At 59.2% G+C, this 25958-nt stretch carries 19 protein-coding genes and 1 riboswitch (1 of these 20 only partly in view); of the genes, 8 read left to right on the top strand and 11 right to left on the bottom strand.

Annotated features, from left to right (window positions below; all coding sequences use genetic code 11):
* From murI to IU367_RS00345, 5 genes are all read right to left on the bottom strand, one after another.
* Positions 1 to 635: the 5' portion of a glutamate racemase gene (murI, locus tag IU367_RS00365; protein WP_274453152.1), read on the bottom strand. Its footprint begins 157 nt before the window's first position; the window shows 635 of its 792 coding nt (coding positions 1-635); the start codon lies at positions 633 to 635; its stop codon lies beyond the left edge, outside the window.
* 115 nt (positions 636 to 750) lie between these two features.
* Positions 751 to 2586: a TonB-dependent receptor domain-containing protein gene (locus tag IU367_RS00360; protein ID WP_274453151.1), complete on the bottom strand. Its 1836-nt coding sequence runs from the start codon at positions 2584 to 2586 to the stop codon at positions 751 to 753.
* A 52-nt stretch (positions 2587 to 2638) separates the two neighbouring features.
* Positions 2639 to 2816, bottom strand: a riboswitch (cobalamin riboswitch).
* A 112-nt stretch (positions 2817 to 2928) separates the two neighbouring features.
* The gene (locus IU367_RS00355) at positions 2929 to 4119 is read right to left on the bottom strand and encodes an L-lactate MFS transporter (protein ID WP_043557384.1); all 1191 of its coding nucleotides are present in this window, start codon (positions 4117 to 4119) and stop codon (positions 2929 to 2931) included.
* A 109-nt stretch (positions 4120 to 4228) separates the two neighbouring features.
* Positions 4229 to 4972 (bottom strand): LytR/AlgR family response regulator transcription factor, encoded by a 744-nt coding sequence (locus IU367_RS00350; protein WP_043557383.1) that lies wholly within the window; start codon positions 4970 to 4972, stop codon positions 4229 to 4231.
* Positions 4973 to 5048: 76 nt separating this feature from the next.
* Positions 5049 to 6722: a sensor histidine kinase gene (locus IU367_RS00345; RefSeq protein WP_274453150.1), complete on the bottom strand. Its 1674-nt coding sequence runs from the start codon at positions 6720 to 6722 to the stop codon at positions 5049 to 5051.
* A gap of 172 nt (positions 6723 to 6894) precedes the next feature.
* Here IU367_RS00345 and IU367_RS00340 point away from each other — a divergent pair, with 172 nt between their 5' ends.
* Positions 6895 to 7335 (top strand): hypothetical protein, encoded by a 441-nt coding sequence (locus tag IU367_RS00340; protein ID WP_241280457.1) that lies wholly within the window; start codon positions 6895 to 6897, stop codon positions 7333 to 7335.
* A 34-nt stretch (positions 7336 to 7369) separates the two neighbouring features.
* On the opposite strand, the gene IU367_RS00335 is transcribed toward IU367_RS00340, so the two are convergent.
* A complete protein-coding gene (locus IU367_RS00335) occupies positions 7370 to 10966 on the bottom strand; it encodes a transporter substrate-binding domain-containing protein (RefSeq protein WP_274453149.1) in 3597 nt (1198 codons plus the stop codon).
* A 5-nt stretch (positions 10967 to 10971) separates the two neighbouring features.
* A complete protein-coding gene (locus IU367_RS00330; RefSeq protein WP_098981124.1) occupies positions 10972 to 11595 on the bottom strand; it encodes a response regulator transcription factor in 624 nt (207 codons plus the stop codon).
* Between the two features lie 601 nt (positions 11596 to 12196).
* Between IU367_RS00330 and ecpA the strand changes: the two genes are divergently transcribed.
* From ecpA to IU367_RS00305, 5 genes are all read left to right on the top strand, one after another.
* Positions 12197 to 12769 (top strand): common pilus major fimbrillin subunit EcpA, encoded by a 573-nt coding sequence (ecpA, locus tag IU367_RS00325; protein ID WP_274453148.1) that lies wholly within the window; start codon positions 12197 to 12199, stop codon positions 12767 to 12769.
* 59 nt (positions 12770 to 12828) lie between these two features.
* Positions 12829 to 13491 carry an EcpB family pilus assembly chaperone gene (locus tag IU367_RS00320; RefSeq protein WP_098981129.1) on the top strand — a complete coding sequence of 221 codons (663 nt, stop codon included), beginning with the start codon at positions 12829 to 12831 and terminating at the stop codon, positions 13489 to 13491.
* 80 nt (positions 13492 to 13571) lie between these two features.
* The gene (locus IU367_RS00315; RefSeq protein WP_274453147.1) at positions 13572 to 16016 is read left to right on the top strand and encodes a fimbrial biogenesis outer membrane usher protein; all 2445 of its coding nucleotides are present in this window, start codon (positions 13572 to 13574) and stop codon (positions 16014 to 16016) included.
* A 4-nt stretch (positions 16017 to 16020) separates the two neighbouring features.
* A complete protein-coding gene (locus tag IU367_RS00310; RefSeq protein ID WP_274453146.1) occupies positions 16021 to 17646 on the top strand; it encodes a hypothetical protein in 1626 nt (541 codons plus the stop codon).
* Positions 17647 to 17672: 26 nt separating this feature from the next.
* The gene (locus IU367_RS00305) at positions 17673 to 18359 is read left to right on the top strand and encodes a fimbria/pilus periplasmic chaperone (protein WP_274454408.1); all 687 of its coding nucleotides are present in this window, start codon (positions 17673 to 17675) and stop codon (positions 18357 to 18359) included.
* Positions 18360 to 18402: 43 nt separating this feature from the next.
* Here IU367_RS00305 and leuE read toward each other — a convergent pair whose 3' ends face one another.
* A complete protein-coding gene (leuE, locus tag IU367_RS00300) occupies positions 18403 to 19041 on the bottom strand; it encodes a leucine efflux protein LeuE (RefSeq protein WP_098981134.1) in 639 nt (212 codons plus the stop codon).
* 364 nt (positions 19042 to 19405) lie between these two features.
* Between leuE and IU367_RS00295 the strand changes: the two genes are divergently transcribed.
* Positions 19406 to 20626 carry an MFS transporter gene (locus tag IU367_RS00295; RefSeq protein ID WP_274453145.1) on the top strand — a complete coding sequence of 407 codons (1221 nt, stop codon included), beginning with the start codon at positions 19406 to 19408 and terminating at the stop codon, positions 20624 to 20626.
* Positions 20627 to 20743: 117 nt separating this feature from the next.
* Here the strand turns inward: IU367_RS00295 and IU367_RS00290 are convergent, their stop codons facing one another.
* Together IU367_RS00290 and ftnA are read right to left on the bottom strand one after the other, a co-directional pair.
* The gene (locus IU367_RS00290; protein WP_274454407.1) at positions 20744 to 21928 is read right to left on the bottom strand and encodes a BaiN/RdsA family NAD(P)/FAD-dependent oxidoreductase; all 1185 of its coding nucleotides are present in this window, start codon (positions 21926 to 21928) and stop codon (positions 20744 to 20746) included.
* Between the two features lie 161 nt (positions 21929 to 22089).
* Positions 22090 to 22614 (bottom strand): non-heme ferritin, encoded by a 525-nt coding sequence (gene ftnA / locus IU367_RS00285; RefSeq protein ID WP_043140307.1) that lies wholly within the window; start codon positions 22612 to 22614, stop codon positions 22090 to 22092.
* 209 nt (positions 22615 to 22823) lie between these two features.
* Here ftnA and IU367_RS00280 point away from each other — a divergent pair, with 209 nt between their 5' ends.
* Positions 22824 to 24611, top strand: coding sequence for a GGDEF domain-containing protein (locus tag IU367_RS00280; RefSeq protein ID WP_337999353.1), 1788 nt, complete (start codon positions 22824 to 22826; stop codon positions 24609 to 24611).
* A gap of 61 nt (positions 24612 to 24672) precedes the next feature.
* Here IU367_RS00280 and fabV read toward each other — a convergent pair whose 3' ends face one another.
* Positions 24673 to 25860, bottom strand: coding sequence for an enoyl-ACP reductase FabV (fabV, locus tag IU367_RS00275; protein ID WP_274453143.1), 1188 nt, complete (start codon positions 25858 to 25860; stop codon positions 24673 to 24675).
* Positions 25861 to 25958 lie beyond the last annotated feature (98 nt).

Below are 25958 nucleotides of genomic sequence, written 5' to 3'. Positions count from 1 at the left end.
CTTGCCACCGCGTCCCCTGAATCCACCAGCTGACATCCTGGCATCAGTTGCCGGATCTCGTCATTGAACAACGGGAAATGGGTGCAGCCCAGCACCAGGGTATCCGGCCTTTCCTCTCCTTCCATCCAGTCCGCCAGTACCTCCTGCAGCAACGCCATGTTTACCGGTCGTCCCGCCAGCTTGTGCTCGGCTTCGATGACCAGCTCGGTCGCGCCCTTGAGCAACACCCGCTTGCCTGGCGCAAACTGGGCGATGAGCTCGTGAGTATATTCACGACTGACGGTACCCGGGGTTGCCAGCAAGCCGATGCAACCATTGCGGGTCAGGGCGGCCGCGGGCTTGATGGCGGGAACCACGCCGACTACGGGTATGGTCAGGGCGTCACGCAAGGATGGCAGGGCTATGGTGCTGGCCGTGTTGCAGGCAATCACCACCAGATCGATGGCATGCTCGGCCACCATATGGCTGACCAACCTAGTGCAGGCTTCGGTGAGAGCGGCTTCGCTCAGCTCACCATAGGGGAAGTTGGCATTGTCGAAACAATAGAAGTAGTTGTGTGCCGGCAGCGCACGGCGGATCTCGCGATAGATGGTCAAGCCACCCATACCGGAGTCGAACACTAGAATATTGGCCACCTGACCTCCCCTTTGGTGCAAGACGGCGATCATACTCCCGCCGACCGCCAATAGAAAAGGCCCTGCACATGGCAGGGCCTCGCTTTTTCTCTTCTATATATAGCAGCACTGGCGATCAGAGGCGGTAGTCCGCCGTCAGCTTGAACTCGGTCCCTGCCGACGCATAGCCATAGGCCGGGGCATAGTCGCGATCAAACAGGTTGTCGATGCGGCCACCCAGCGTGAACTGAGGCGTCACCCCGTAGCTGGCCCCCAGATTGATCAGGGTGTAGGAACCCAGCTCTACCCGCTCAGCCGGGAAGCTGCTGAAGTTCTTGTCATCCCGCTTGCCCACATAGAGCAGTTCGGTTGAGAGATCGACCGGGCCCAGCTGTACCTGGGTCAGCCAGCTGGCCTTCTGCTTGGCACGACGCAGCAGTTGCTGGTCACCATCGTTCTTGTCTTCGGCCTTGGTGTAATCGAAGCTCAGATCATGATGGAGCGGTCCGGTTTCCAGACCCAACGCCACTTCCACGCCGCGGATCTCTGCATCCGTGTTGTCCGGCTTGCAGGTGGAAAACGCACTCTGGCAGGCGATCAGGTTCTGGATCTGGTTGCGATACAGGTTCAGCGACCAGTCCCAACCGGTATAACGGCCGGTGAAGCCCAGCTCCAGGTTCTTGCTCTCTTCCGGTTTCAGATCCGGATTCTCATAACCGGGATAGTAGAGGTCGAGGAAGGTCGGCGCCTTGAAGCCGGTGCCATAACTCAACCGCACATTGTGGTTGTCATCTATGTCCAGCCCGCTGGCGGCGGACCAGGTGTTGTGACGGCCATACTGCTCGTTGTCATCGGTGCGGCCAGAAAGCTCCCACAGCAGGGCCTGCCAGCGGTAGCTGCCCACCGCGAACAGGCCCGTGTTGTCGCGATCGGGGGCATTGAACGCCTGACCAGAGCTGCGCGAGTCGGATTTCAACTGCTCCTGCTGCCAGTCAGCGCCACCGGTCAGGTTGAGCCCCTCGACGCCGCTCCAGCTGTTGATCCAGGAGAAACGGGTCAAGCCGGTGTGGATCGGCTGGGCGCTGGATTCTCCCTTGCTCTCCCACCAGCTCTTCAGCTTGTTCTCGCCATAACTGGCCTCCAGCCGGCTGGTCAGCGTCTCGCTCTGGAACTTGAGACCGCCATCATACTGGAAGGCCTGTACCCGACTCTGATCGGCCGACTGATAGGCATCATCCATCTCGGTCTGGTTGTCATAACCCTGGGCGTTGAAGTCCGCACTCCAGGCATCATTGAAGGCATGGTTCAGCCCGATCTGGCCGTTCAGACTGTCGAAGCCATCCCGATCCGGCTGCTGGGCATTGGCCACCACATCGAAACCATCGGTGCGCTCGTAGCCGATCATCATATTCATGTCGGTCTGTTGACCCAGGGCCTGCACGGTACGCACCTGACCCTGGCCGTAACCATTGCTGCCCACGCCACCCTTCAGATGAGTCTCGCTGCCATTCTTGGCGGATGTCTTGGTGATGAGGTTGATGACGCCACCGATGGCATCCGCGCCATAGACAGCAGCACGCGGGCCCCGGATGTACTCTATGCGCTCGATATTGCCCAGCGGGATCTGGCTGAGGTCTGGCGTGCCAGCCACCATGGCGGCGATGGGGCGCCCGTTCATCAGCACCAGCGAATGGTTGGAGTTGGTACCGCGAATGAACAGGCTGCTCATGTGCCCTCGCCCACCCAGTGTGGTGATCTGCACACCCGGCAGCGTCTTCAACAGCGCTGGCAGGCTCTGCACCTGACGGGATTCGATCTCGGCGCGATCGATCACCACAACAGGTGCCAGAACCGTGCTGATGGGTTGTTCCACCCGGTTGGCGGTGATCACCAGGGTAGGATTGACGGGGATGGTCGTCTGGGCGAAGGCCGCCGTTGGCAACAGGGCAGCCACCAATAATTTCTTGGACATGAGAGATCCTTAAGTTCGCGTAAGCATCTACTTCGTGGCCGGTTTCTCTCGGCCCGAAATACGAACTTTGGCAGGTCTTCGGGCTGGGGGGCTGATGGCCTACGGCGACGGCTTCCCACCTGACGGCAGTGCCCTGATGTCGCTTCGTTCCCCCTTACCGCTGCGCGCCAGCTCCGGATTTTCACCGGATTCCCTATTAAGCATGATGCGCCAAAGCGGGGGGATTATAGGAAAGGGCGGCACAAGAGTATAGATATTTAGCCATCTATACGTCTTTTGATGAAAGAAAAACCTGAGCCCATCGGGCTCAGGTTTCATGTCGTCATCGAGCGAGGCGAACCCTCAATCGGTGCAGAGCGGCTTGGGAGCCGGCAGACGTATGGTGAGAGAGAGCACCAGAGCCACCACCATCAGCACCAGGATCAGGTTGAAGGTCGCCATGAAGCCGCCGAACAGGGAGGCCACTATGGAGCCTATGATGCTGCCCAGACCAAAGCCCAGATAGATGACGCCGTAGTTCTTGGTCAGGTTGTTGAGACCGAAGAAGTCGCTCACCAGCGAGGGATAGACTGTGATGGTGCCACCGAAGCTGAAGGCCACGCAGGCTACCGCCACGAAGAAGAGGTTGGCATTGAGCGGCACGAACAGCAGCAACGCCATGCCACACAGGGTGATCAGCTGGGCTATGGTGATGACCCGGATGCGGGACATCTTGTCAGACAGTATGCCCAGCACCAGCCGACCACCCAGGTTGGCCATGGCGATGATGGCGACCGCATTGGCGGCAACCGCAGTCGACAGACCCACCATGTTCTCGCCGATGTCCTTGGCCACGCCGATGACATAAAGGCCGCTCATGCAGGCGGTGAGGAACATCAGCGCCAGCATCCAGTACTGCGGCTTGCGCATCGCCTCGGCCAGGGTGAAGTCACGGCTTTCGGTCTGCTGCACTGAGGCGGCCTGCTTGGGCGCATCCTTCATCAGCATGCCGCCCACCAGCACCATGGACATGGCGATCAGCCCCCACAGCTGGAAAGTCGCTTCCAGACCATTGTTGGAGAGCAGCAGCAGGTTGATGTATTTGAAGCCGAGGCTACCGAGACCATAGGCACCGATGGAGCAGGCGGAGATGAGCCCCTTGCGCTCCGGGAACCACTTCACGCAGTTGGAGAGGGTCATCAGGTAACCGGTCCCGTCGGCAAAGCCCACCAGTATCCCCGCGCAGAGGTAGAGCATGGCCAGGTTACTGGCGTGGGCGGTGAGGAAGAAGCCGATGCCGAGCAGCACGCCGGCCCCCAGGGTGACGTTGCGCACCCCGAACCGTTCCTGCAGCTTGCCCGCCATGGAAGAGGCCACCGCCAGCGACAGGCTGAGCAGACCGAAGGCAAACGCCACCTGACTGACCGGCTCGTCCAGCTTGTCGGAGAGCTGGGCGTTGAACAGGCTCCAGGTGTAGACGGAACCCAGCGCAAACTGGGTGATGATGGTACCTATCAGGGTCAGATAGCGGGTGCGATTCATCTCTTTGGTCATGATGCGTCTCGGTCGATGGCCTTAAGGAAATTGAGGCCACTATAGGCAAGACGCAGCTCGCGCCGACCGATTAAGGCATGAAATGCAGATCGGCGGGAATGAATGACAATCAGAGCCGCATCAGCTGACGGAACGCCTTGATGTTGCTGCGGCTGACCGGCACCTCGAACGGCAGGTCATGGAGCCGGATGAGATAGGTGCTGTTGAACCAGGGCACTATCTCGCGGATCTTGTTGATGTTGACGCAGTAGGAGCGATGGCAGCGGAAGAAGCCCTCCGCCGGCAGCCGGCTGACAAACTCGCTGATGGTCATGGTCATCACGTAGCGATCGGTGCGGGTATAGACATAGGTCAGCTTCTCGTCCGCTTCCGCGTAATAGATCTGCTCGCAGGGGGTGACTATGATGCGCTCCCCCTTCACCAGATTGACGGTGCGATTCTGCGGGCTGATCACGTCGCCGCTCGCCTCCCCCGTGCCGGCTGGCTGAGACTTGCCCGCATGCTCGAGCTTTTGCAGCAGATTGATGATGCGCGGCTCGTTGTAGGGCTTGAGGATATAGTCGAACGCCTCCAGCTCGAACGCCTCCACCGCAAACTCCTTGTAGGCGGTGACGAAGACGATGTGAGGCGGATGGCTCGACTTGTGCAGGTTCTTGGCCAGCAGCAGGCCATCGATGGAGGGGATCTGGATATCCAGAAACACCACGTCCACCTCGTGATCCTGCAGGTATTTGAAGGCCTCCAGCCCGTCCTCGAAGCTCGCCACTATCTCGATCTGGCTGTGCTGGCTCACCAGATAGATGAGTTCCTCACGGGCCAGATATTCATCTTCGACAATAATGGCTTTCAGCATTGCGTTGCCCCTAGCTGGGAAGAAGAGCAGGCCAGCACCTCTCGAGTCAGAAACTCGTCCTCAACAGTGATGTCTCTCAGCATGGCATGGCCTCCTGATCCGGCAGATAGAAACAGACTTCGGTACCCGGTTCCAGCCGCTTGAGCTGCAGGCCGTCACCGTACAACAGCTTGACCCGCTGATGAACGTTCATCAGGCCTATGCTGCGGCTCTCCACCCGACCGGCGGCCACGCCATCGATCACCGCCTGACTGATGCCGTAGCCAGTGTCGCGCACCGCCACCCGGATGCCACCCGCCAATTGCTTCACCTCGATAGTGACCCGGCCCGGCGCGCTGCGGGGCTGGATGCCGTGCAGGATGGCGTTTTCCACCAGCGGCTGCAACAGCAGGCTCGGCACCTGGATGTGGACGTCGTCCACTTCGAACACCACCTCCAGCTTGTCACCGAAGCGGGCCTGCTCGATGGCCACGTAGTCGCGCACCTGCTGCAGCTCCTCCTGAATGTCGATCAGCTCATCCCCCTTGTTGAGGTTGTAGCGCAGGTAGTCCGCCAGATTGGCAATGAGCTGGCGTGCCTGCTGGGGACGAATGCGGATCAGGGATGAGATGGCGTTGAGGGCATTGAACAGGAAGTGCGGGTTGATCTTGCTCTGCAGAGCGGTGAACTCCGCCTTGCGGGTCATCTCTTTCAACTGCTCGATGCGCGACACCTCCATCTGGGTGGAGATGAGTTGGGAGAGGCCCACCGCCATCTCCCGCAGCGAGCTGGTGATGCTGTGGGTGCGGCGGTAATAAATCTTGAGAGTGCCGCTGACGGCGCCGTTTTCCCGCAGCGGAATGATGATGACAGAGTGAAAATCTGACAGATGATACTGGCGCAGATCGTTGTTGATGATGATCTGGTCCAGCAGCACGGCCCGCTGGGTCATGTCGCTGATGGCGTGGTGTTCGTCCAGCTCGTAGTAATCCTTGCCTACCCCCACGTAGGCCAGCACGTCGCGGGTATCTGTGATGGCCACCGCATCGGCATGGATCTCGTTGCAGATGACGCCGCACACCTGGCCGAGGGAGTGGCGATCGACCTTCTGGAAGAAGGGCAGCGTCTTGTTGGCGATATCCAGCGCCAGCTTGGCCTGCTTGGCGGCAATCAGCTCTTTCTCGTCATCCAGATCCTGCACCAGCTTGATGATGAGCCCGATGCAGAGCGCGCCGGCGATCATCGGATAGGCGATGTGGCTGACGATCTCCACCCCCACCTCATGGGGTTCGGTCAGCAGCCAGATCAGCAACATGGTCAGCCCCTCGCACAACATGCCCGCCAGTATGCCGTAGAGCCAGAGTCGCGACTTGCGGCAGCGCAGGTGCAACCAGGTAGCGAGCAGACCGGCGATGATACTGGCGATGAGGCAAGGTATCGAGGTGTGGCCATCCATGTCGATGAGGTAACGGTGCAGGCCCGAGATGACCCCGGCCGGGATGCCAACCCAGGGGCCGAACAGGATGCCGCCCGAGATGATGGCGATGATCCGCACGTTGATCAGCGCCCCTTCCACCGGAATGCCGGTATAGGTACTGAAGACGGCGAATAGGCCGAAGATGGCCGCGACCAGCACCAGCTCGGCCGGGGTGTGATCCCGCTTCTGGAACAGCCGCTGGAACGGCCTGGTGCGGGTCAGGAAGAACAGGGTCATCAGCATCAGCGCCGCCCGTTCGAATACCGCCAACAACATCATCTGATTTTCGAGCAAGACAGGGATCCCGTATCAATGAAGAAGATATATACCAAGGCGCGGGATCATACCCCGTATTCCGTGTCAGCTCATTCCGAATCACGAGCGTCAAACTAAGCTTTCTGGCAGGTGAGTCGATAAACGGATGACCCCGACAACGGGGTAACCTCTAGATCCAGGAGATGACCATATGTCTCAGAAAGGAATGCTGGTGGCGTTACTGCTTGGGTGCTGTGGTGCAACCGCCCAGGCCGACACCCTGACCCGTCAACTCAATTGGCCAGCCACCGCCAGTAAAGACACCAGGATGGAAATAGCACTGACCCATCCCGGCCTCCAACCCGTCAATTCAAACCAGACGCAGTATCCCATTCACACCCTGGCGGCCAATATCAGCAGCCCGGATTTCAATACCACCTATCAACTGCAAGCCCGCAAACTGTATGGCACCCTGACACAACAGGCCGGCACTCCCATCAGTCTCACGCTCAATGGTCAACGGATCCCCTCCACACATCCTCTGACCCTGGCACAAGCCACCCGCTATTACCTCAGCTATCAGGCCCCTTCGAGCCGGCCCCACCAGACAGGTGAGGCCGCCTATGAGTTGATGGTGTATTGGCACGGTTGAGCAGTCATGAAGGCATGTCACCATGCCTTCATTCTCATCCAGGTTCTGCGCTCTGCAACCGCACTATGGCCAGCCTGGCAATGTGATAGACACGTTGCAGGCGCTGCAACGCCATGGGCAGGGTTTGTGCGTTCAGTTCCCCGGACTCTATCTCGCTGCAGGTGGCAACCAGCTGCATGGCCCCCATGATCCTGGCTCCGCCTTTCAGCCGATGAACATAATCCAGAAAGCGGGCCAGCTCCCCGGCAGTCGCCGCCTGTTGCAACGCCTGCAAGTCGTCGTCACTGGCACGAACAAATTCGACCAGCAGGGGCAACATCAGGGCTGACTGGTGGCCGGTCAGCGGCCCGAGACACTGCCTGATCTCCTGCATGCAAGCGGCGACATCGGCTTGCTCCTCACGCTGCATATGCCGACGCAGGCAATGATCGAGCGCCTCCAGCCCTACCGGCTTGAACAGACAATCATCCATGCCAGCCGCATGACCCTCGTTCACCTGCTCCTGACGCGCATCGGCCGTCAGGCCCAGGATCACACAACGGTGCCTGCCATTGAGGTGTTCCCGCACACGGCACTGCCGGGTCAGCTCGAACCCGTTCATGCCGGGCATGTTGAAGTCGGTGATGACGACATCGAAGGAGTATTCGGCGAAGAGCGCCAGCGCCTGCTCACCCGACTCGGCCGCCATGGCCTCATGCCCCAGATAGGCCAGTTGCTGACTGATAAGCAGCCGATTGGTGGGGTGATCATCCACTATCATCACTCGCAGCCTATCCCCGCGCGCCATCACTGAGTCAAGTTCGCCTGACAGGGGTTTCTCCACGGCCGTGGCAAGGGGCAGTTTCATCTCGACGCACACCCGGGTGCCACGACCCAACTCGCTCTCCAGCACCAGGGATCCCCCCATTGACTCGCAGAGGGAACGAGAGATCATCAGGCCGAGGCCCGTACCGGATTGCTGTATATGCTCGGGTTGGCTGGCCTGGCTGAAGGGCTGAAACAGCCTCGCCAGTTCCGCCGGGGCTATCCCTATCCCGGTATCCCTGACCACCAGTTGCAAGGTACACCAGCCGTCACTGCTCCATAGCTGCAGCTCGACCCGTACCGAGCCCAGCTCAGTGTATTTGATGGCATTGCTGATCAGGTTGGACAGGATCTGTTTGTAACAGAGGCCGTCTACCTGCACCCAATGGGTCGCTCCGATAACCAGTTCCAGTTGCAGATTCTTCTGTCTGGCCAGGGCATTGAACACCGTGACGACAGACTCAGTCAAGGCCGCTATGTCATGGGGTTCGGGGACCAGCTCGAGCCGCCCCGACTCTATCTTGGAGATATCCAGGATATCGCCGATCAGGGTCAGCAGATCCGTCGCCGAGCCATGGGCGATGGAGAGCGAGGCTTTATCCTCCTCATGTAGACGATCTCGTCGCAGGGTCAGCTCCAGCAGGCCTATGATGGCATTCATGGGGGTACGAATTTCGTGGCTCATGGTGGCCAGAAACGTCGATTTGGCGCGATTGGCCTCTTGTGCCTCCTGGCTGACCACCGCCAGATCATCCAGCAGGCGCAGGCGCTCGCTCACATCGATCCAACCGCCAATGCCCCCCTGCACCTTGCCATCCAGATCGTAATAGGGCTGGACCCAGTGATAGACATCCACAGCCCCGTTCACCATGACCAGACGATGATCCCCCTCCTGCGCCTGTCGCTCCTCGCGGGCAGCGGCAAGATCGGCAAACAAGGGGGCGAGAAAAGGCCAACGCTCACCATCAGCGACCAGGCCTGCGCCCAGCAAGCCGGCTTTCGGCTCACCAAAGAAGGCCGCATAGCTGCTGTTGCAGAGGATAAGCCGCCCATCCTGGTCTCTGGCGTAGATGGGATGGGGCGTGCCGTCCACCAGATCTTCAATGAACTTGAGCTGGGCACTCAGCGCCACTTCGGCAACCCGACGTTCGCGCATCTGTTTGCGCAGGGAGAGACTCCACAGGCTGACCAGGAGAGTCAACAGCAGGATCAGTGAAATAAAGATGCCAAACTCGCGTACCAGTTCCTGCCAGGTGATCGCCTCCTGCTGGGTACTGACCCGCCAGCGATTGGAGAGCCCTTCCAGCTCGTCCGGCGGCATGGTTGCGATCACCTTGTCCAGAATATTGCGCAGTACTGTGTTCTCTTGGGATACCGCGAACGCGGCACCAATCGGAATCGAATCGAATAATTCGCCCGTAATAAGCAAGCTGTCGGGAAATTTGCTGTTGACGTAATACTTGGCTACCCGCAGCGGCAGTACAGTCACATCACATACCTCGGTCGCGACACAACGCAGTGCATCTTCAATCTTGTCAAACGGGCGAGTCCTCAACCTGCCGTATACCTCCTCTATGGCCTGCGCCGAAATGAAATCCTTGACCACGGCCACAGTCCCGAATTTGAGCAGGGTGTCCGGTTCACTCGCTTCATGTTTCACACCAACCACGTAAGACAAGGGATCCAGCACGAAGGCCCGGCTGAACAGAAAACGACGCCTGCGCTCCACCGATGGGCTCATTACCACAGCATCCACTCTCCCCTCATTCAGCAGCTGGATCATGCGCTTGATCGTCTTGACCGGGACCGCCTCGATCTCCACTCCCAGCTTCGCCCTCAGCACCTGCAACAGATCGGCAGTCACGCCATGCAAGGTACCGTTCACGTCGAGGAAGCTCAGCGGCGGAATACCGCTGTTGACCGCAATCCGGAGCTTTCTCTGCTGGCCAAGCCATGCCCATTGACCACTGGTCAGCCCTATCCTCTTGGCATCGATGGAGAGTCCACCACCGCTCCAACGTTTGGCAATTTCCTCGCGCTTGCCTTCCAATACCTCATGCAATGCAATATCAATTATTTTCTTGAGGCGCCGATTCTGTTTTTCCAGCGCGAATGAGAAACCATGAGTATCCACATACAAGGGCCTTAGTAATTGAATGCTGTCCTGGTAAAATTTATTGACGATAAAATTACCAGAAATCATATCTACCATGACAGCGTCGACCTGACCATAAGCGACAGCCGACAAGGCACTATAGCGGGAGGAATATAACTTTACTTGAACGCCAGGCAGGTAACGCATCACATCAAGAGTTGGCAGATAATACTCTGGGACGGCCACCGTTTTTATATCACGCTCCTTTACGTGTATGCTTTTATATATGGCGGGGTCATCTTCCATATATTTATCAGTTAATAGCAACTGTTGTTCTTCCTCATAGGCATTTGAGGTACTCAACAGATCGATCTCTCCCTGCTTGAGCGCGGCTATAGCCGCCGCCCGCGACGGAAGCTTCTTCACCACTATCTCGACGTGCAACAAATAACTCAACATGCCGGCAATGTCGGCGGTAACCCCTTCATAGGCACCGGAACGCAGAGTAATGTCCATAGGGGGATTGTCCGGCATCGGCACCCCCAGGATCAGCCGTTCACGATTGCGCAACCATAGCCAGTCATCGGCACGCAGAGGCAGTGCCTGCTTGCCGAGATACTCGTTGTCATCCCGCGCATAGACATGCAGCAGGCTATCTTCCAGTTCATGGGCAGGGGCAAGAAACGAACTGAGCGAACTGAGGCTGACGAACAAGATCAGAAGTAATTTCATCTTGCTCACATCAATTCTTGCCGCTTGGCCAAACTGATCAGGTCAACCATGTTGGTTACATTGAGCTTTTGCATCAGGCGGGTCTTGTAGGTGCTGACCGTCTTCTCGCTGAGCAACATGCTTTCCGCTATCTGCTTGTTTGCATGGCCCTGGCATATCTGCAGCAGCACACTCATTTCACGATCCGAGAGTGCTGACAATAGATCTTCCCTGTCTACTGAATGAGCATTTTTGGCGCCTGCGATAATATCTCTTGGAAAATAGAGCTGATCTTTCTCTATTTTTACGATCGCACTTCTCAATAGCGACAGCTCATCCAGCTTGGACATGAATCCATCAGCCCCGGCCTGCAGACAACGCACCATGACATGATGAGTTGATTGTGCTGATAAAATAATCACCTTGATGCTGGCATCCAGATCTTTCAGTCTTTTGATAACTTCAATACCATCCAGTCTGGGAATGCCAATATCGAGCACCACAATATCAGGCTGATGTTTCCTAGCCGAAGAGATAGCATCAACACCATTATCAACCTCTGCCAGAATATGGTGCCCGTCCTGTTTGAGCAGCATATTCACTGCCATTCTTATTGCGGGGTGATCATCGACTATCAATATCCTTGCCATATACCTACCTACCGTTGACTCATTTGATTTAGCGTATACTAACTACAAAATCAGCACCTGTACCATACGGCTCTTTGATATTAATAATATGTTACACAATTCAAATAAAACGCTAATGAAGTGACCTGAACGCTATTTGAACGATTTGTTTTATATCTATTTATCAATTAGTTATAAGTACAAATATTCTTTTGAATCTTATGGTTCATTTGTACCGCATCGCCGACTCAAACATCATTCGCAACCGCTCGCCAGACGCCCGATTCATCTTGATAAGAAAAGCATCAAAATGCTTAAAAATCAAAGTTATAACTTTAAATGACCCATGACAGAGCCGCAGGGATATACATGCATCTGAAGTTGTACGTAACAACTACCTTTTAGGACTTTTCCTACACACCATTAGATCGATCCAAGCAGGTCTGGCGGTTATCTTGGTCGGCGAAAAGATGAGCTGGGTGACGGAACATTATGTTTCGGGGCCCGGCAACACCCCTTGGTCAAATATACCCCGGGGATGAAGAACGAATGCACCTCGGGTGCAGTGAATCAAACGGGTGGCTCAAGGCTACTCATCGGGAAACCTGTAGGAAACATCAAGATGAAAAAGACTCTGATTGCGCTGACAGTTGTAGGTTTGGGTTTTACCGCTGCCACCCAGGCAGCCGTAGAAGCCTCGGCAGTCGCAACATGGCAGGCAACCGCCAAGAAAGACACTACCTCCGAGCTGGTTGTCACCCCGCTCTCCAGCCTCTCCTTCCAGTACGCCGAAGGGATCAAGGGTTTCAATACCGTCAACGGCCTGTTCGATGTCGCCATCAAGGGGGATGCCAGCGCGACTTCCTTCATTCTGAAAGCCAAGAAGCTGAACGGCACCCTGAACCATCTGGGTGGCAACTCCACCGTCGACGTGGGCGTGTTGTGGGGCGGTGCACCGGTCAGCACCACGGCCTACACCACCCTGATCGATACGGCGGCGGGCATCACAGGCGGCAACCTCTCCCCCATAGCCCAGGGTTTCAAGGAGGACACCCAACGTACCACGGCGCAGGGTTCCTTCAGCTTCAACATTGAAAGCGCCACTGCCAACGGCAGCACGGCCACCTTTGAAGCCCTGCCAGACGGTCTGTGGAGCGGCGAAGTCAACGTCGAGTTCGTGGCCAACTGGGCCTGATTGCCTCAACGCATATCATTCGGGGCCCTGCGGGGCCCTTTGTATTCACAGGAGATCACATGAACCTGAAAATGCTGGGGGTATGGATGCTGTTTATTCCCGGAATAAGCCAGGCGATCAACGTCGGCTCGGTTACCACCTTTATTGATGCGGGCAGTCAGGATGTCGCCAAAGAGATCGAGAACGCCAGCGACCAGGCCAGACTGGTCACTGTCACAGTGACACGCATCTCCTCCCCGGAAGAGGGCGGACAGGAGATGCCGATGGAAGTGGACGGCGAACTCATGCTGTCGCCGAGCCGGCTGATGCTCCCCGCCAACGCCAAGAACAACGTGCGCTTCTTTTACAAGGGCCCGCAGGATGGCAAGGAGCGTTACTACCGCATCCGCTGGCTGGATACCGCCCTGTCGATGGACGACCAGCGCAACGAACGCCGCCAGGCGGTCGCCACCACCTCAGCCCAGATAGGCACCATCCTGGTGGTCACACCGCGCCAGCAGAAGTTCGATTACCTTCTGCAGGGCGACACCCTGACCAATAAAGGAAACGCCTCATACCGCACAGTGGCGTATGGCACTTGCCTGAAACAGCGCAAGGAACAGTGCAAGGAGACCTATTACGACCTGCCGGGCAAGCAACGCCAATTCCGCCAGGTTGATCTCCGGGATCCGAAGAGCCATGTCGGCCTCTGGCTGGGCCAGGAATTCGTCGTCATCAAATAATCCTTTGTACTGGTACTGCCTCCACCACCCGGTCGAGTGGCTGTGTTGTTTTGCCGAAATTTGGAACCATGGTGCGTGATATGTTGAACAAAGCCTGCCTGTTGCCAGTCTCATTGCTGATCATGATGTCAGCCTCGGCCAGCGCCTCAGCGCCACTCAAAATCGCCAATATCATCATTCCTGCCAGCTTTGCCAGTGCACTGGCAGAGGGCATTGCCGTACCGGTCAGGCTGCAGTATCAAGATCAGGCGCTGGCACTCGACACCACCACCGAAGAGTCCGTTGGCAACGCCACGCTGATCCTGCGGGACGGCGCGCTGCATCTGCTCAACCTGGACTTCAACCAGGGCCAGAGCGATGTGGCCCTGCGCCAGGAGCTGGTGGACCTGCTGCAACAGAATCAGCTGCGCACCTTTTCCAGCGACGGACGGCTGGTCATCAACGACAGCGCCACCCTGCAGCTGGATCTGATCGCCATGCTGCTGACCATACAAGTCACCAAGGCTGCCTTTGGCGAGAAGCAAGCCAACACAAAAAAAACTAGCCTGACGCCCTCCGTTGAGGCGTTGACCAGCGTCAATCGCTACAACCTGGGCTACTCCTTTGCCAACAGTCGTCAGGCGGGCAGCACCAGCACCAACTTCGCCCAGTTGAACAGCTTGGTGGGGTACAGTGAACACCATCTGGACCTTGATGGTTCTCTCTACAATCTGGGGGAAACGAACCAGAACGGCTCCCTCTATCGCGCCATGTATGAGCGGGATATCGAAGATCGCCGTTTTGCGACCGGCATGGTGTCGACCTGGGACCTCCAGACCCTGGGGGGCGTATCCGCCCTGAACGCAGGCCGGATCTACGGGCTCTCTTACGGCAATCAGGCCCGCTCACGTACCATCAACGAGAGTGAATCCACCACCCCGATCCAGGTCTTCATGCCCTCGGCGGGTGAGGTTCGGGTCTATCGGGATGGCAAGCTGATCGGCCTGCAGAATTTCTCGATCGGCAACCACCGCATCGATACCAGCCGCTTCCCCCACGGCTCCTACAGCGTCACGGTCGAGATCCATATCGACGGGCGCCTGACGGAATCCAGCAATCAGCGAGTCACCAAACTCAACAACAGCCTGGGCTTCGATCAGGAGTGGGGCTGGCAATCCTGGGGCGGCCTGATGGAGGCCAGTCAGGATGGTGCCCGCTCCCCCCTGCTGGGGCTGTCGCTGGCACGTACCTTCGAGACCACCAACCTGACCCTGACCGGCTATGGCTTCAAGGATGCCCTGGTCAGCGAGAGCCAGGCCAGCTGGCAGCTGACCGACAGAGTCAGTACCCAGCTGCAGGGCATGCTGGCCTCGGACGCCTCCTGGCGGATCTCGTCCGGCGTGACGGCACAAATACACGACAACGTCTCGCTCTGGCTCAGTCAGGAGAAACTCGACACGGGCAGCAAGCTGACCACGGCCCCCCTGGATCTTTATACCGCCGGCATCAGCATCAACCTGGGCGGCTGGCATGACAGGCTGGGCAGCCTCTCGTTCAACACCACGCACGACAGTGAGCAGGGGAGCGATCGCAGCTATATCGACTATTACCAGAGCCTCTATTCCGGTCGCTATGGCCAGTTGTCGCTGCGTACCAGCCTGCAGAGCAGCAGCGCAACCCTGAGCGGGTTCAACAACAAGAGCCTGACCCTGGACTACTCGATCCCGTTCGACAACCTGTTCAGTCTGGGCATGAGCAGCAACGAAGAGGGCCACACCACGGCCAACCTCAGCTATCAGAAACGCATGGAGGGCTTCATCAACACGGCGACACTCAACGGTGCCAAAGTCATCAGTGGCGCAGAGCACAATGACTTGGCCCTCTCGGGGACCCTGGGTTTTGAAAACAGCATGACGGGCGGCACCCTGACCCTGGGTCGCAGTCAGGGTGGCGATGTGAACGGCAACCTGATTGCACGTGGTGCTGTCATCACCACGGGGGATGAGATCCTGGCCTCCAGCCAGAACCGATCCGGTTCCGGCTTGCTGATCGATACCGGCATTGGCAAGGAAGGCAAGATGCTCGCCAAGATCAATGGCCAGGAGTACTCGCTCGAAGGCAGCAAGACCTTTGTCGCTCTCTCCCCCTTTCAGGAGTACGAAGTGGAACTGCTCAACAGCAAGACGACCAAGGACAGCTATGACATCAACACCGGCAAGCAGCGCTACACCCTGTTCCCCGGCAACGTGGCCAAACTGGATGCCACCCGCTCGGTCAAGGAGATGGTCACCGTCTTTGGCATCATACGTGCCGAGGATGGCAGCGTGATCGCCAACGCCAGGATCGACAACCACATCGGCACCACTGTGACCAATGAGACAGGCGAGTTTTCACTGGATGTGGACAAGGCCAATCCGGTATTGAGCTTCAAGCACGGCAACGAATTCTGTGAGGCAGAGCTTGATCTGGCGCAGCAGAGCGGCGCCGCCTGGGTAGGTGATGTGATCTGTCGCGGCCTGCCGACTTACGCCATGGTGAGAGGTTGATGGCATGAAAATGACGAAAATAGTTATCGCGGCCTGCTTCATCGGTAGCATGCTCGCCAGTGTCGGCACTCAGGCCGCCGTCTCCAAGACCATCTTGGGCGATGCCCCCCTGCGCAATTTTCTGTTCATTGAAAACCAGGAAGACAGCAACCTGTTTGTCGCCCCGACCGATGCCCTGGAGCCACGTCTGACTGGCGCCAACGCCTGGACCTCTCTCAAGGGCACCCGCCAGATGAGCCTGGCCTATGTCGACAACGGCCATAACACGGTGATCAGTAACTGGAACGTCGACATGTGGGAGGAGGGTCCCATCAACCAGCCCTACATCAATCAGCGCTGCATCATGAGCTACGCCCGTTGCGATCCCAACACGGCCGAGGCAGTCAACAAGCCTGCCGTCGTCGATGGCAAGGGCTTCTACGGCCTGCTGGGCGCGGCGGATGGTTGGGGCCATGCCAAGCTGAGTGCCAGCTTCTTCGACTACCTGAGGAGCATGCCGGTCGGCAGCAGGCTGCTGCGTGAAATGAACCTGTGCGCCACCCTGGTCAGCTTCAACGCAGCCACGGGGGCACGCTGCAAGGATCAGGCAAGTGGTTACTGGTATGTTCGCAAGCTCGAACACAAGAAGGCGGGTCATATCAAGTTCACCCAGACCAACGCCATCAGCGAGGTGACCGTCGACAGCAACGGCAATCCCTATGTATTGCCGGGATCCCGCGGCTGCGAGAACTATGTGCTCAACAATGTCAGCGGTGTGTTGTGCCGCTTCCTCGATTACTCCTTCATCGAAGATGGCAGCCAGACCTTCGAGCCCATCTACCTGTTTACCAATATCAAGGATGCGAGACTCAAATCAGCCATCTCGGTCACCGATGTGCAAGTCACCGCCAACATGACCAACTGGGCCTGGAATGGCTATGACTACACGGCTCGCTACCTGAAGAACCAGCAATCAGTCTCTCTGTTTCTCTCGGGCAACTTCTTCAAGCAGGTCGTACGACTGGGCTTGCAGGATCGGCTGACCCGGGACCTGATCAACTTCAATATGCGCAATGCCCATGCCCCTGAAAGCGGCTATTACGAGTTCAGCGGCACCACGGAAATCATCATCAAGCCACGCCACTTCAGCGTTTCCATTCTCTCGTCCGAAGGGATCACCAATCCCTATCGTGAGGGACAGATCGGCAAGGATGTGTTGTCGTTTCAATACAATATCTCGGACAGCGGCCCCGTCTCGGCCGACGTGCTGGAGATGATCCTGGCCCAGGACAAGGGAAGCCCTTATCAGGGAAACTGTACCTTCTACCCGGCCGATAGCCAGGAACCCGAGAGTGCCGTGCCCATTCCCGCCAGGCTGGTGTTCGACTCCACCCGCTATGGCGCCAATTACCGCCATCCGATCGGCTGTGACCGGGTGCCGGTCAATATCAGGACACTCGCCATCAAAGACAGTCAACCGGCTCACAATTGGATAGATCCCAACGGGAACCCGGGTATTACCCGCTTCTATCTGCTCAAGCTGGACTTTGATCTGACCGATCCAAGGGCGGCACAAACCACGGAGGGCAGCATGTGGGAAGGAGAACGGCACCAGAGTGGCACCCTGACCATCAAGGGCAGCTGGCGTTAGCAATCAACATGGATCTCAGGACAATGATGAAAAACCTGGCGCGCAGTTTGACTCTGCTGACGACTCTGCTGCTTGCCGGCCCCCAGGCATGGGCCATCGACATAGGCCCCATGACAGCCATCATGGAGCACGATGAAGAGTTCATCTCCCGCACCGTCACCAACAACGCCAGCACACCCAAGCTCTACGAGCTGGCGGCGTATCGCATCACCAGTCCGACAGCGGACGAGGCCATTCTACCCATGGCCCCTGGCGAACTGCTGTTCGCCCCCAAGCGGTTTGTGCTGCATCCGGACCAGCGGCAGCACGTCAAACTCTATTACAAGGGGCCCGGCGATCGGCAGGAGCGCTACTACAGGGTCGTTTTCACCGAAGTTCCGGTGGCGCAGGCCGGCACACCCGATAACGCAGGCAAGCGCAGTTCGGTCGAGATGACCATAGCGCTGCAATCCATTCTGGTGGTGAGACCCCGCCAGGAGCGGTTCGAATATCGTCTCGATCAAGCGGCGGGCAGCATCACCAATACCGGCAACAGCTTCTTTGAGTTCATGGTGAAACAGGGGTGTGACCAGCCGGACAGCATGGCAGACAGCAAATATCTGCTGCCCGGCGAGACCTATCGCAATCCCAAGATCAGCCAGTCTGGCAATCAGAAGCTGATCGTGCATCAATCCCGTTTTGTACGGGTTGGCAAGGATTGCTGGCCGGACTAGCCGTTCGCGACCGGACGCCCGGGATTGGGCAATGCCCTGGCCATCAGGATGATAACGTGGCCAGCCTGGCTGCGAAGCCCATAAAGAAGAGGCCGATGAGACCGTTGCCGAGTTTGGCGAGGCGTACCTTGCGCGCAAAGAAGCGGGCCATCAGGGTGCCGCCGAAGATCAGCAGGGTGAGATAGACGAAGCTCATGGCCTCCAGCATGCTCGCCAGCACCAGGTAGGAGACCCAGGTGTGGGCATAGTTGAAGTCGACGAACTGCACGAAGAAGGAGACGTAGAACAGGATCGCCTTGGGATTGGTGAGGCTCAGGGTCAGCGCCTTGGAGAAGTAACGCTCGCCGTGCTCGACCACAGACGCCTGCCCTTCCCGCCTGGCGATGAAGTTGGCGTGGAGGATCTTCACCCCCAGATAGAGCAGGTAGAGGGCACCCAGGTAGCGCACCAGGGTAAACAGCAAGGGGGTGGTGCGGATGAGGGAGGCGATGCCCAGATAGGCGCAGAAGATCAGGATGGCGTCGCCGACGAAGACCCCGAGGGCCGCCTTGTAGCCGGGGCCAACGCCGCGGCTCGCCCCGGTGCGCAGCACATAAATCGAGTTGGGCCCCGGCGCTATGATGATGAAGAAGAGCCCGACCAGATAGGTCCAGACATTGATGACTCCCAGGCTCTCAAACATGGCGCGCCCCCCAGAACTTGGAAAAGAGCCCGCTCAGGCAGGTCCAGACATTGATGACTCCCAGGCTCTCAAACATGGCGCGCCCCCCTGGACTTGGAAAAGAGCCCGACCAGATAGGTCCAAACGTTGATGACTCCCAGGCTCTCAAACATGATCCCTCCATGGCGGGTGGCGACCCGCATAATGCGACGACGAGGTTTCTATACTAATCCGCCGCCCGCCGAGCACAAGTGCCGATCCGTGATCCGTTCGCCCCACCCTCTCACCGCCATAACCGGCAACCCCGATCCCCCCACTTTGTGGTGTCCAGACGCGCCGGGATCAGGCATGTTAAGCCATACCCAGGATCACAGAACCCACCCTCATGGAAAAGAGCCTCAGTACCGATCAGCCACTCGCCGCCTCTGCCATGCACGACGCCTTGAATCGCACCACCTATCCGGTGATCGCCGCCATCAGCTTCTCGCACCTGTTGAACGACATGATGCAGTCTGTGCTGCTGGCCATCTATCCGCTGCTCAAGCTCGGCCTCAACCTGTCGTTCGCCCAGATCGGCCTCATCACCCTCACCTACCAGTTCACGGGCTCGCTGTTGCAGCCGCTGATCGGCCTCTACACCGACCGCAGGCCCATGCCCTATTCATTGCCGTTCGGCATGGGCTTTACGATGATCGGCTTGCTGTCGTTGTCGCAGGCGGCCAGCTTCGGCGCCGTGCTGCTGTCGGCCATGCTGATCGGCATAGGCTCGTCTGTGTTCCACCCGGAATCTTCCCGGGTCGCCCGCATGGCGGCCGGCAACCAGCCTGGCTTGGCGCAATCGCTGTTCCAGATCGGCGGCAACCTGGGGTCGGCCATAGGGCCGCTGCTCGCCGCGCTGATCATAGTGCCGCAGGGTCAGGGCAGCGCGGCCTGGTTCTCGCTGTTCGCATTGGTCGGCGTCATAGTGCTCAGCCTGGTCGGGCGCTGGTCCAGCCACCACGCCGCCAACTTCCATAAACGGATGAAGGCTCACCTCGGCCACGGTCTGAGTCGCCGCCAGATCGGCTGGTCCCTGGCCATCCTCGGCCTGCTGATGTTCTCCAAGTTCTTCTACATGGCCAGCCTGAGCAGCTATTACACCTTCTACCTGATGGACAAGTTCAGCCTGCCGCTGGAAAGCGCCCAGCTCTATCTGTTCGCCTTCCTGTTTGCCGTCGCGGCGGGGACTGTGCTCGGCGGGCCGATCGGCGACCGCATCGGCCGCAAGCGGGTAATCTGGATCTCCATCCTCGGCGTCGCCCCCTTCACCCTGCTGCTGCCCCACGTCGACCTGTTCTGGACCTCGGTACTCTCGGTCATCATAGGCCTGATCCTGGCCTCGGCCTTCTCCGCCATCCTGGTCTACGCCCAGGAACTGGTCCCCGGCAAGGTCGGCACCATCTCCGGCCTGTTCTTCGGCTTCGCCTTCGGCATGGGGGGCATAGGGGCCGCCCTGCTGGGCCAGCTGGCCGATGCCACCAGCATAGAGACCGTGTACCAGGTCTGCGCCTACCTGCCGCTCATCGGCTTGCTGACCGCGTTCTTGCCGACCCTTAGAAAGGGATAGCGGGCCATCGATAGCCAACGCCGCTAGGAATACCGACCATAAAAAACGCGGCCTGAGCCGGACAAGGGAGCCACCGAGGCGGCTCCCTTGTCCGGGATGAATGAGTGCGAAGGATTGTCAGCAGTATTGGCCCGCCACCCAGCCCGATGACCAGGCCCACTGGAAGTTGTAGCCGCCGAGCCAGCCGGTCACATCCACCACCTCGCCGATGAAGTAGAGACCGGCCACCTTGCGCGCCTCCATGGTCTTGGAGGAGAGCTCGTTGGTATCCACGCCCCCCAGGGTCACCTCGGCGGTGCGATAGCCTTCGGTACCGTTCGGCAGGATCTGCCAATCACCCAGCAGGGTGGCGATGGCCTCCAGCTCCTTCTCGTTGTACTGACGCATGGGCTTGTTGACGAGCTGACCCAGCTCCACCAGCTTGTCGACGAAACGCTTGGGCAGCTCGCGTCCCAGCACGGTTTTCAGCTCCTGGGCGGGATGGGCCTGCGCCCATGCCTTGAGGGCCGCCGGAATATCCAGCTCGGGCAGCAGGTTGAGGTGGATCTTCTCCCCCGCCAGCCAAAACGAAGAGATCTGCAGTATGGCGGGGCCCGAGAGGCCACGGTGGGTGAACAGCATGGCCTCCTTGAAGCGGGTGCCATCCTCGGCGGTCACGGCCACCGGCAGGCTGACCCCCGCCAGATCGGCGAAGGCCTCCTTGTCGGCCTGATGCAGGGTGAAGGGCACCAGACCGGCGCGGGTGGGCAGCACAGCAAGGCCGAACTGCTCCGCCAGCTTGAAGCCGTAGGGGGTGGCGCCGAGCTTGGGCATGGAGAGACCGCCGGTGGCCACCACCAGCGAGTGGCAGCTTATCTCCCCCTGGCTGGTGGTCAGCACGAAGCCCTCTTCCGTCTTGCTGACGCTCAGGATCTCGGTCTGGAACTGCAGTGTGACGCCGGCCCAGTCACACTCGGTGAGCAGCACATCGACTATCTCCTTGGCGCTCTCGTCGCAGAACAGCTGGCCCAGGGTCTTCTCGTGGTAGTTGACCCCGTGCCTGTCCACCAGATCGATGAAGTCCTGCTGGGTGTAGCGCGCCAGCGCCGACTTGCAGAAGTGGGGATTGCCAGAGAGAAAGGCGTGGGGCCCGGTCTGATGGTTGGTGAAGTTGCAACGACCGCCGCCGCTGATGAGGATCTTGCGGCCCGGCTTCTTGGCGTTGTCGAGCAACAACACGGATCGGCCCCGATAGCCCGCCTGCTGGGCACACATCAAACCGGCCGCACCGGCCCCGATCACCACCACATCAACCTGCTTCATCATCACTCACTCATCCAAAGAAAAACGGCCCCTTTATGCGAAAGACCGTCATTGTATCCAGCAGAAGCCACCACAGCGGTTTCTATGGCGTCTGCAATAGAAACCGGCCCCTATACGAGGGGCCGTTATTGTACTGGCTGAACACTAAGTGTCCACGACTATCAGGCGTTGCCATCCATGACGCTGGCAGGGGCACCCTTGGCCAGCTCGGCCAGCTCCTTGTCGATGAAGTAGAGGCCCTTGCCATCCTCGCCCACCAGCGACAGACGGTCGACGATGCTCTTGAACAGCTTCTCCTCTTCATGCTGCTCGGCCACGTACCACTGCAAGAAGTTGAAGGTGGAGTAGTCCTGGGTGGTGAAGGCCACATGGGCCAAACCGTTGATGCACTTGGTGATGTGGTACTCGTGCTCCAGGGTGGTGCGGAAGATGTCACCCAGAGAGTTGAACTCGTGGGGAGGTGCATCTATGGCGCCCAGCATCGGCATGGCGCCGGTCTCGCTCACGTAGGTGAACAGGCGCTCCATGTGCTGGCGCTCCTCGACCGCGTGCTGGCGCAGGAAATTGGCCGCCCCTTCGAAGCCCTTGTCCTCGCACCAGGCGCTCATCTGCAGGTAGAGATTGGAGGAATAGAATTCAAGATTAATCTGCTCGTTCAACTTCTCGATCATGGCTTTGGCCAACATGCTGATTCTCCACTGTGATTTGGTCACGATTGTCGCCACTGTTTCATCACGAATCAACCAGATACGGTGGCCCCAGCTCTCAGTTGTGACAGCTTTTCACCTCATCCTATCCCCCATACGGTTATAGAGAAGCAAAGAAACATGGTGTAGGTGGATTCAGCCATTATGATGGCGCCAGTGGTCGGGGAAAGGATTCAATGAGATTCATTATGGCACTGGCACTGCTCTGGATAACCCAGTTGCAGGCCGCTCCCTCCTTGCTGGAAGAGGCTGAATTGCAGGCGGCGCGCGATCCCGTCGGCTATCTGCGGCGCCTCGATGCCCACCCGCAGCAGGATATGGAGCTGTTTCATGCCAGAGCCCTGGCCCAGGCCCAGGCCGCGCTGGGGCGCTATCCACAAGCCCTGCTCGACAACGCCCGAGCGCGCGGGCTGGCCAGCGCCCAGCAGGAAACCCAGCGCCTGCTCGACTTCAGGTTGCAGCAGATAGCCCTCACCCTGGATACCGAAGCGCCGGATCAGGCCCTCGCCCTGCTGGCCCAGCTCAGGCCAGCCGTCGCCAACCACCCTATGCAGGAATCCGAGTGGCACGCCCTGAACGGGCTCGCCCTCTATCGCACCCAGCAGTTGAAAGAGGCGATCGCCGAACTCAAGACCGCCTTCCAGCTCAAGCGATCCGCCCCGGACAACCCCATCTCCAGCCTGCAGTGCGCCCGCCTGCTGATGACACTCGGCAACCTCTATGCCGACCTGAGCCTGGCCAAGGAGGCTGAAACCTATTATCAGGAAGCCTTGCAGCTGATGGTGAAACTGGACGAGCCCAACAGCCAGAGCATCATCCGGGCCAACATGGCGAGGCTCTACATAGATACGGATCGCCCCGTCCAGGCCCGGCAACTGCTCGACGGCCTGCTGGCCACCCCGGATCTGGCGCCGGATTACCGCGCCATCATGCTCGGCTATCAGGCCATGGCGTTCAATGCAGAGGGCAACTGGGCGGGCGCTCTGCGCAGTCTGGACGAGGCACAGGCACTCTATCAGCAACTGGGTTACCCGGAGGCGGGGGTGCGTCTGCTGGAGACCCGGGCCAGGGCGCTGCAAGGCCGCGGCGAGAAGCAGCTCGCGCTGCAGCTGCTGACTTCCCAGGGGCAAGTCAGTGTCAGCAGCAAGGCGCTGCAAGCCAGCCTGCTGGCCGATCAGGGCCGCTATCCCGAGGCCTATCAGGCGCTGACCGACTACATGAGCGACTACAAGCAGCACTTCAACCAGACCCTGAGCCAGCATGCCACCGCCTTCCAGGCCGAGATGGATCTGGCCCGCAGCGAAGCCAGCAACCGGGCGCTGCAACAGGAGAACGAGCGCAAGCGTCAGCAGTTGCTGCATCAACAGAGTGCCCGCAACTACCAGCTGGTGCTGGTCGGCCTGCTGGCCGGTGCCCTGCTGCTGCTGGGGATCACCACCCACAGGCTGCACCGCAGTTCACGCCACCTCTACAAGCTCGCCACCTTCGATCAGCTGACCGAGCTGCCAAACCGCCGCGCCCTGCTGGAACGGCTGGCCACCCAGTGGCAGCAGGAGGGCCCGCTCACCCTGCTCATCATCGACATAGATCACTTCAAGCAGATCAACGACCGCCATGGTCATCAGGCGGGGGACAGGGCGATCCAGCGGCTGGCGCGGGAGCTGAGATCCTGGGCGCCCGACCTGCAACTAGTCGGGCGCTGGGGAGGAGAGGAGTTTCTGGTGGCGGTGCCGCTGCCGGCGGAGGATTGCTGGCATCTGGCCGAGCGGCTGCGCCAGCGGATTGCCCAGCTGGACAACCCCCGCATGACCATCAGCATAGGTGTCGCCGGGCGCTCACCGGTCGACGAGGGGTTGGGCCAGCTCATTCACCGGGCCGACATGGCCATGTATCAAGCCAAGCGCCAGGGCCGCAACCAGACCATATTGGCGACGACCCCTTCGGCGCAGGATGAACTGGCCAGCAGCGTGGCCTGATGATCTACCCAGCCATCGGCTCTGAATAAATGGGAGGAATGGATCAACAGCCCAATCTGGCTCAGGGCAGCAGCTCGGTCAGCGAGGCCAGATCCACAGGCGCGCCGTAATCCACGCCCGGCAGCTCGAAGCCGTTGAGCTGCATGAAATCCTGCCGCAGCCCGGCGAAATCCCCCAGGGTATGGAAGTTGTCCGGCGTCACCTTGGACCAGAGGGTTGAGACCGCAGCCTGAACGGCCGGGTCCAGCTCGTGGTCATCCATCCGGATCAGCCGGTTGCCGTCGGCCACCACCCCATGGGGCCCGTACATCTTGGCGGCAAACAACCGCTGCATCTGCTCGATGCAACCCTCGTGCACGCCGCGCTCCTTCATCACCCCCATCAGCAAACCCAGATAGACCGGCAGCACAGGGATATAGGCGCTCGCCTTGGTCACCAGCGCCTTGCAGACCGACACCCAGGCGTGGCCGCCGATGTCGGCCATCTGCAGGTTGATGGTCTCTGCGGTGGCGTGCAGATGCTCCTTGGCGTAGCCGATGGTGCCGTCCCGGTAGAGGGGATAGGTGGATTCGGGGCCTATGTAGGAGTAGGCCACAGTCCGGGCACCGGGCGCCAGGCAATCGGCCTGCTGCAACGCCTGCAGCCAGAGCTGCCAATCCTCGCCGCCCATTACCGTGACGGTATCGCGGATCTCCTCCGGGGTGGCGGGCGCCAGCGATTGCTGCACCAGGGCGTCGTGCTCCAGATCCAGACCCCAGCCACTGAACGGCTGGCCCGTGGTCTTGAGCACCGAGCGCACCTGAGTGCCATCCGGCAGCACCCGAATGCCGCTCGCCAGCGAGTAGATCACCAGATCCACCTGACCCAGCTGCTGGCGTATGCTGTCGATGGCCTGCTGGCGCATGAGATCCGAGAAGGCATCGCCGATCAGGTTGACGGCGATGTGCCCCTCCTGCTCCGCCGCCTTGCGAAACCAGATGTTGTTGTACCAGCCCGCACTGCCGAGCCCCTTGTCGGAGGGGCCCCGCTCGAATGAGACGCCGACGGTATCGGCCCCAGCGCCGAAGGTGAGCGCGATGCGCGACGCCAGCCCGAATCCGGAGGAGGCCCCCAATACCAGCACCCGCTTGGGCCCGTCGAACGGGCCCGCCGCCCTGACGCTGGCGATCTGTTGCAACACGGCGGCGCGGCAGCCGATGGGGTGACAGTTGCGGGCGACGCAACCCTGGATCTGCGGGTGAATGATCATGAAGGGATCTCCAAAGGAACTGGCTACAGCATAACCAAGAAGTCGAGGATTACCTTGATGTCGGGCGGGATATCGGCAGTCAGGAGGCAGAAAAACAA

This window comes from Aeromonas bestiarum, assembly GCF_028751155.1.
GTDB classification, from domain to species: domain Bacteria; phylum Pseudomonadota; class Gammaproteobacteria; order Enterobacterales; family Aeromonadaceae; genus Aeromonas; species Aeromonas bestiarum.
This window is presented reverse-complemented; position numbering and strand designations above follow the sequence as displayed.

What these genes read in the sequence shown, in the direction of transcription:
- leuE (WP_098981134.1), bottom strand. Translation starts at nt 19,041, where the DNA reads ATGTTTGAGAGCCTGGGAGTCATCAATGTCTGGACCTATCTGGTCGGG.
- ecpA (WP_274453148.1), top strand. Translation starts at nt 12,197, where the DNA reads ATGAAAAAGACTCTGATTGCGCTGACAGTTGTAGGTTTGGGTTTTACC.
- IU367_RS00330 (WP_098981124.1), bottom strand. Translation starts at nt 11,595, where the DNA reads ATGGCAAGGATATTGATAGTCGATGATCACCCCGCAATAAGAATGGCA.
- IU367_RS00295 (WP_274453145.1), top strand. Translation starts at nt 19,406, where the DNA reads ATGGAAAAGAGCCTCAGTACCGATCAGCCACTCGCCGCCTCTGCCATG.
- IU367_RS00315 (WP_274453147.1), top strand. Translation starts at nt 13,572, where the DNA reads ATGTTGAACAAAGCCTGCCTGTTGCCAGTCTCATTGCTGATCATGATG.
- IU367_RS00310 (WP_274453146.1), top strand. Translation starts at nt 16,021, where the DNA reads ATGAAAATGACGAAAATAGTTATCGCGGCCTGCTTCATCGGTAGCATG.
- IU367_RS00350 (WP_043557383.1), bottom strand. Translation starts at nt 4,972, where the DNA reads ATGCTGAAAGCCATTATTGTCGAAGATGAATATCTGGCCCGTGAGGAA.
- IU367_RS00320 (WP_098981129.1), top strand. Translation starts at nt 12,829, where the DNA reads ATGAACCTGAAAATGCTGGGGGTATGGATGCTGTTTATTCCCGGAATA.
- IU367_RS00305 (WP_274454408.1), top strand. Translation starts at nt 17,673, where the DNA reads ATGAAAAACCTGGCGCGCAGTTTGACTCTGCTGACGACTCTGCTGCTT.
- IU367_RS00340 (WP_241280457.1), top strand. Translation starts at nt 6,895, where the DNA reads ATGTCTCAGAAAGGAATGCTGGTGGCGTTACTGCTTGGGTGCTGTGGT.
- fabV (WP_274453143.1), bottom strand. Translation starts at nt 25,860, where the DNA reads ATGATCATTCACCCGCAGATCCAGGGTTGCGTCGCCCGCAACTGTCAC.
- IU367_RS00335 (WP_274453149.1), bottom strand. Translation starts at nt 10,966, where the DNA reads ATGAAATTACTTCTGATCTTGTTCGTCAGCCTCAGTTCGCTCAGTTCG.
- ftnA (WP_043140307.1), bottom strand. Translation starts at nt 22,614, where the DNA reads ATGTTGGCCAAAGCCATGATCGAGAAGTTGAACGAGCAGATTAATCTT.
- IU367_RS00360 (WP_274453151.1), bottom strand. Translation starts at nt 2,586, where the DNA reads ATGTCCAAGAAATTATTGGTGGCTGCCCTGTTGCCAACGGCGGCCTTC.
- IU367_RS00280 (WP_337999353.1), top strand. Translation starts at nt 22,824, where the DNA reads ATGGCACTGGCACTGCTCTGGATAACCCAGTTGCAGGCCGCTCCCTCC.
- IU367_RS00355 (WP_043557384.1), bottom strand. Translation starts at nt 4,119, where the DNA reads ATGACCAAAGAGATGAATCGCACCCGCTATCTGACCCTGATAGGTACC.
- IU367_RS00290 (WP_274454407.1), bottom strand. Translation starts at nt 21,928, where the DNA reads ATGAAGCAGGTTGATGTGGTGGTGATCGGGGCCGGTGCGGCCGGTTTG.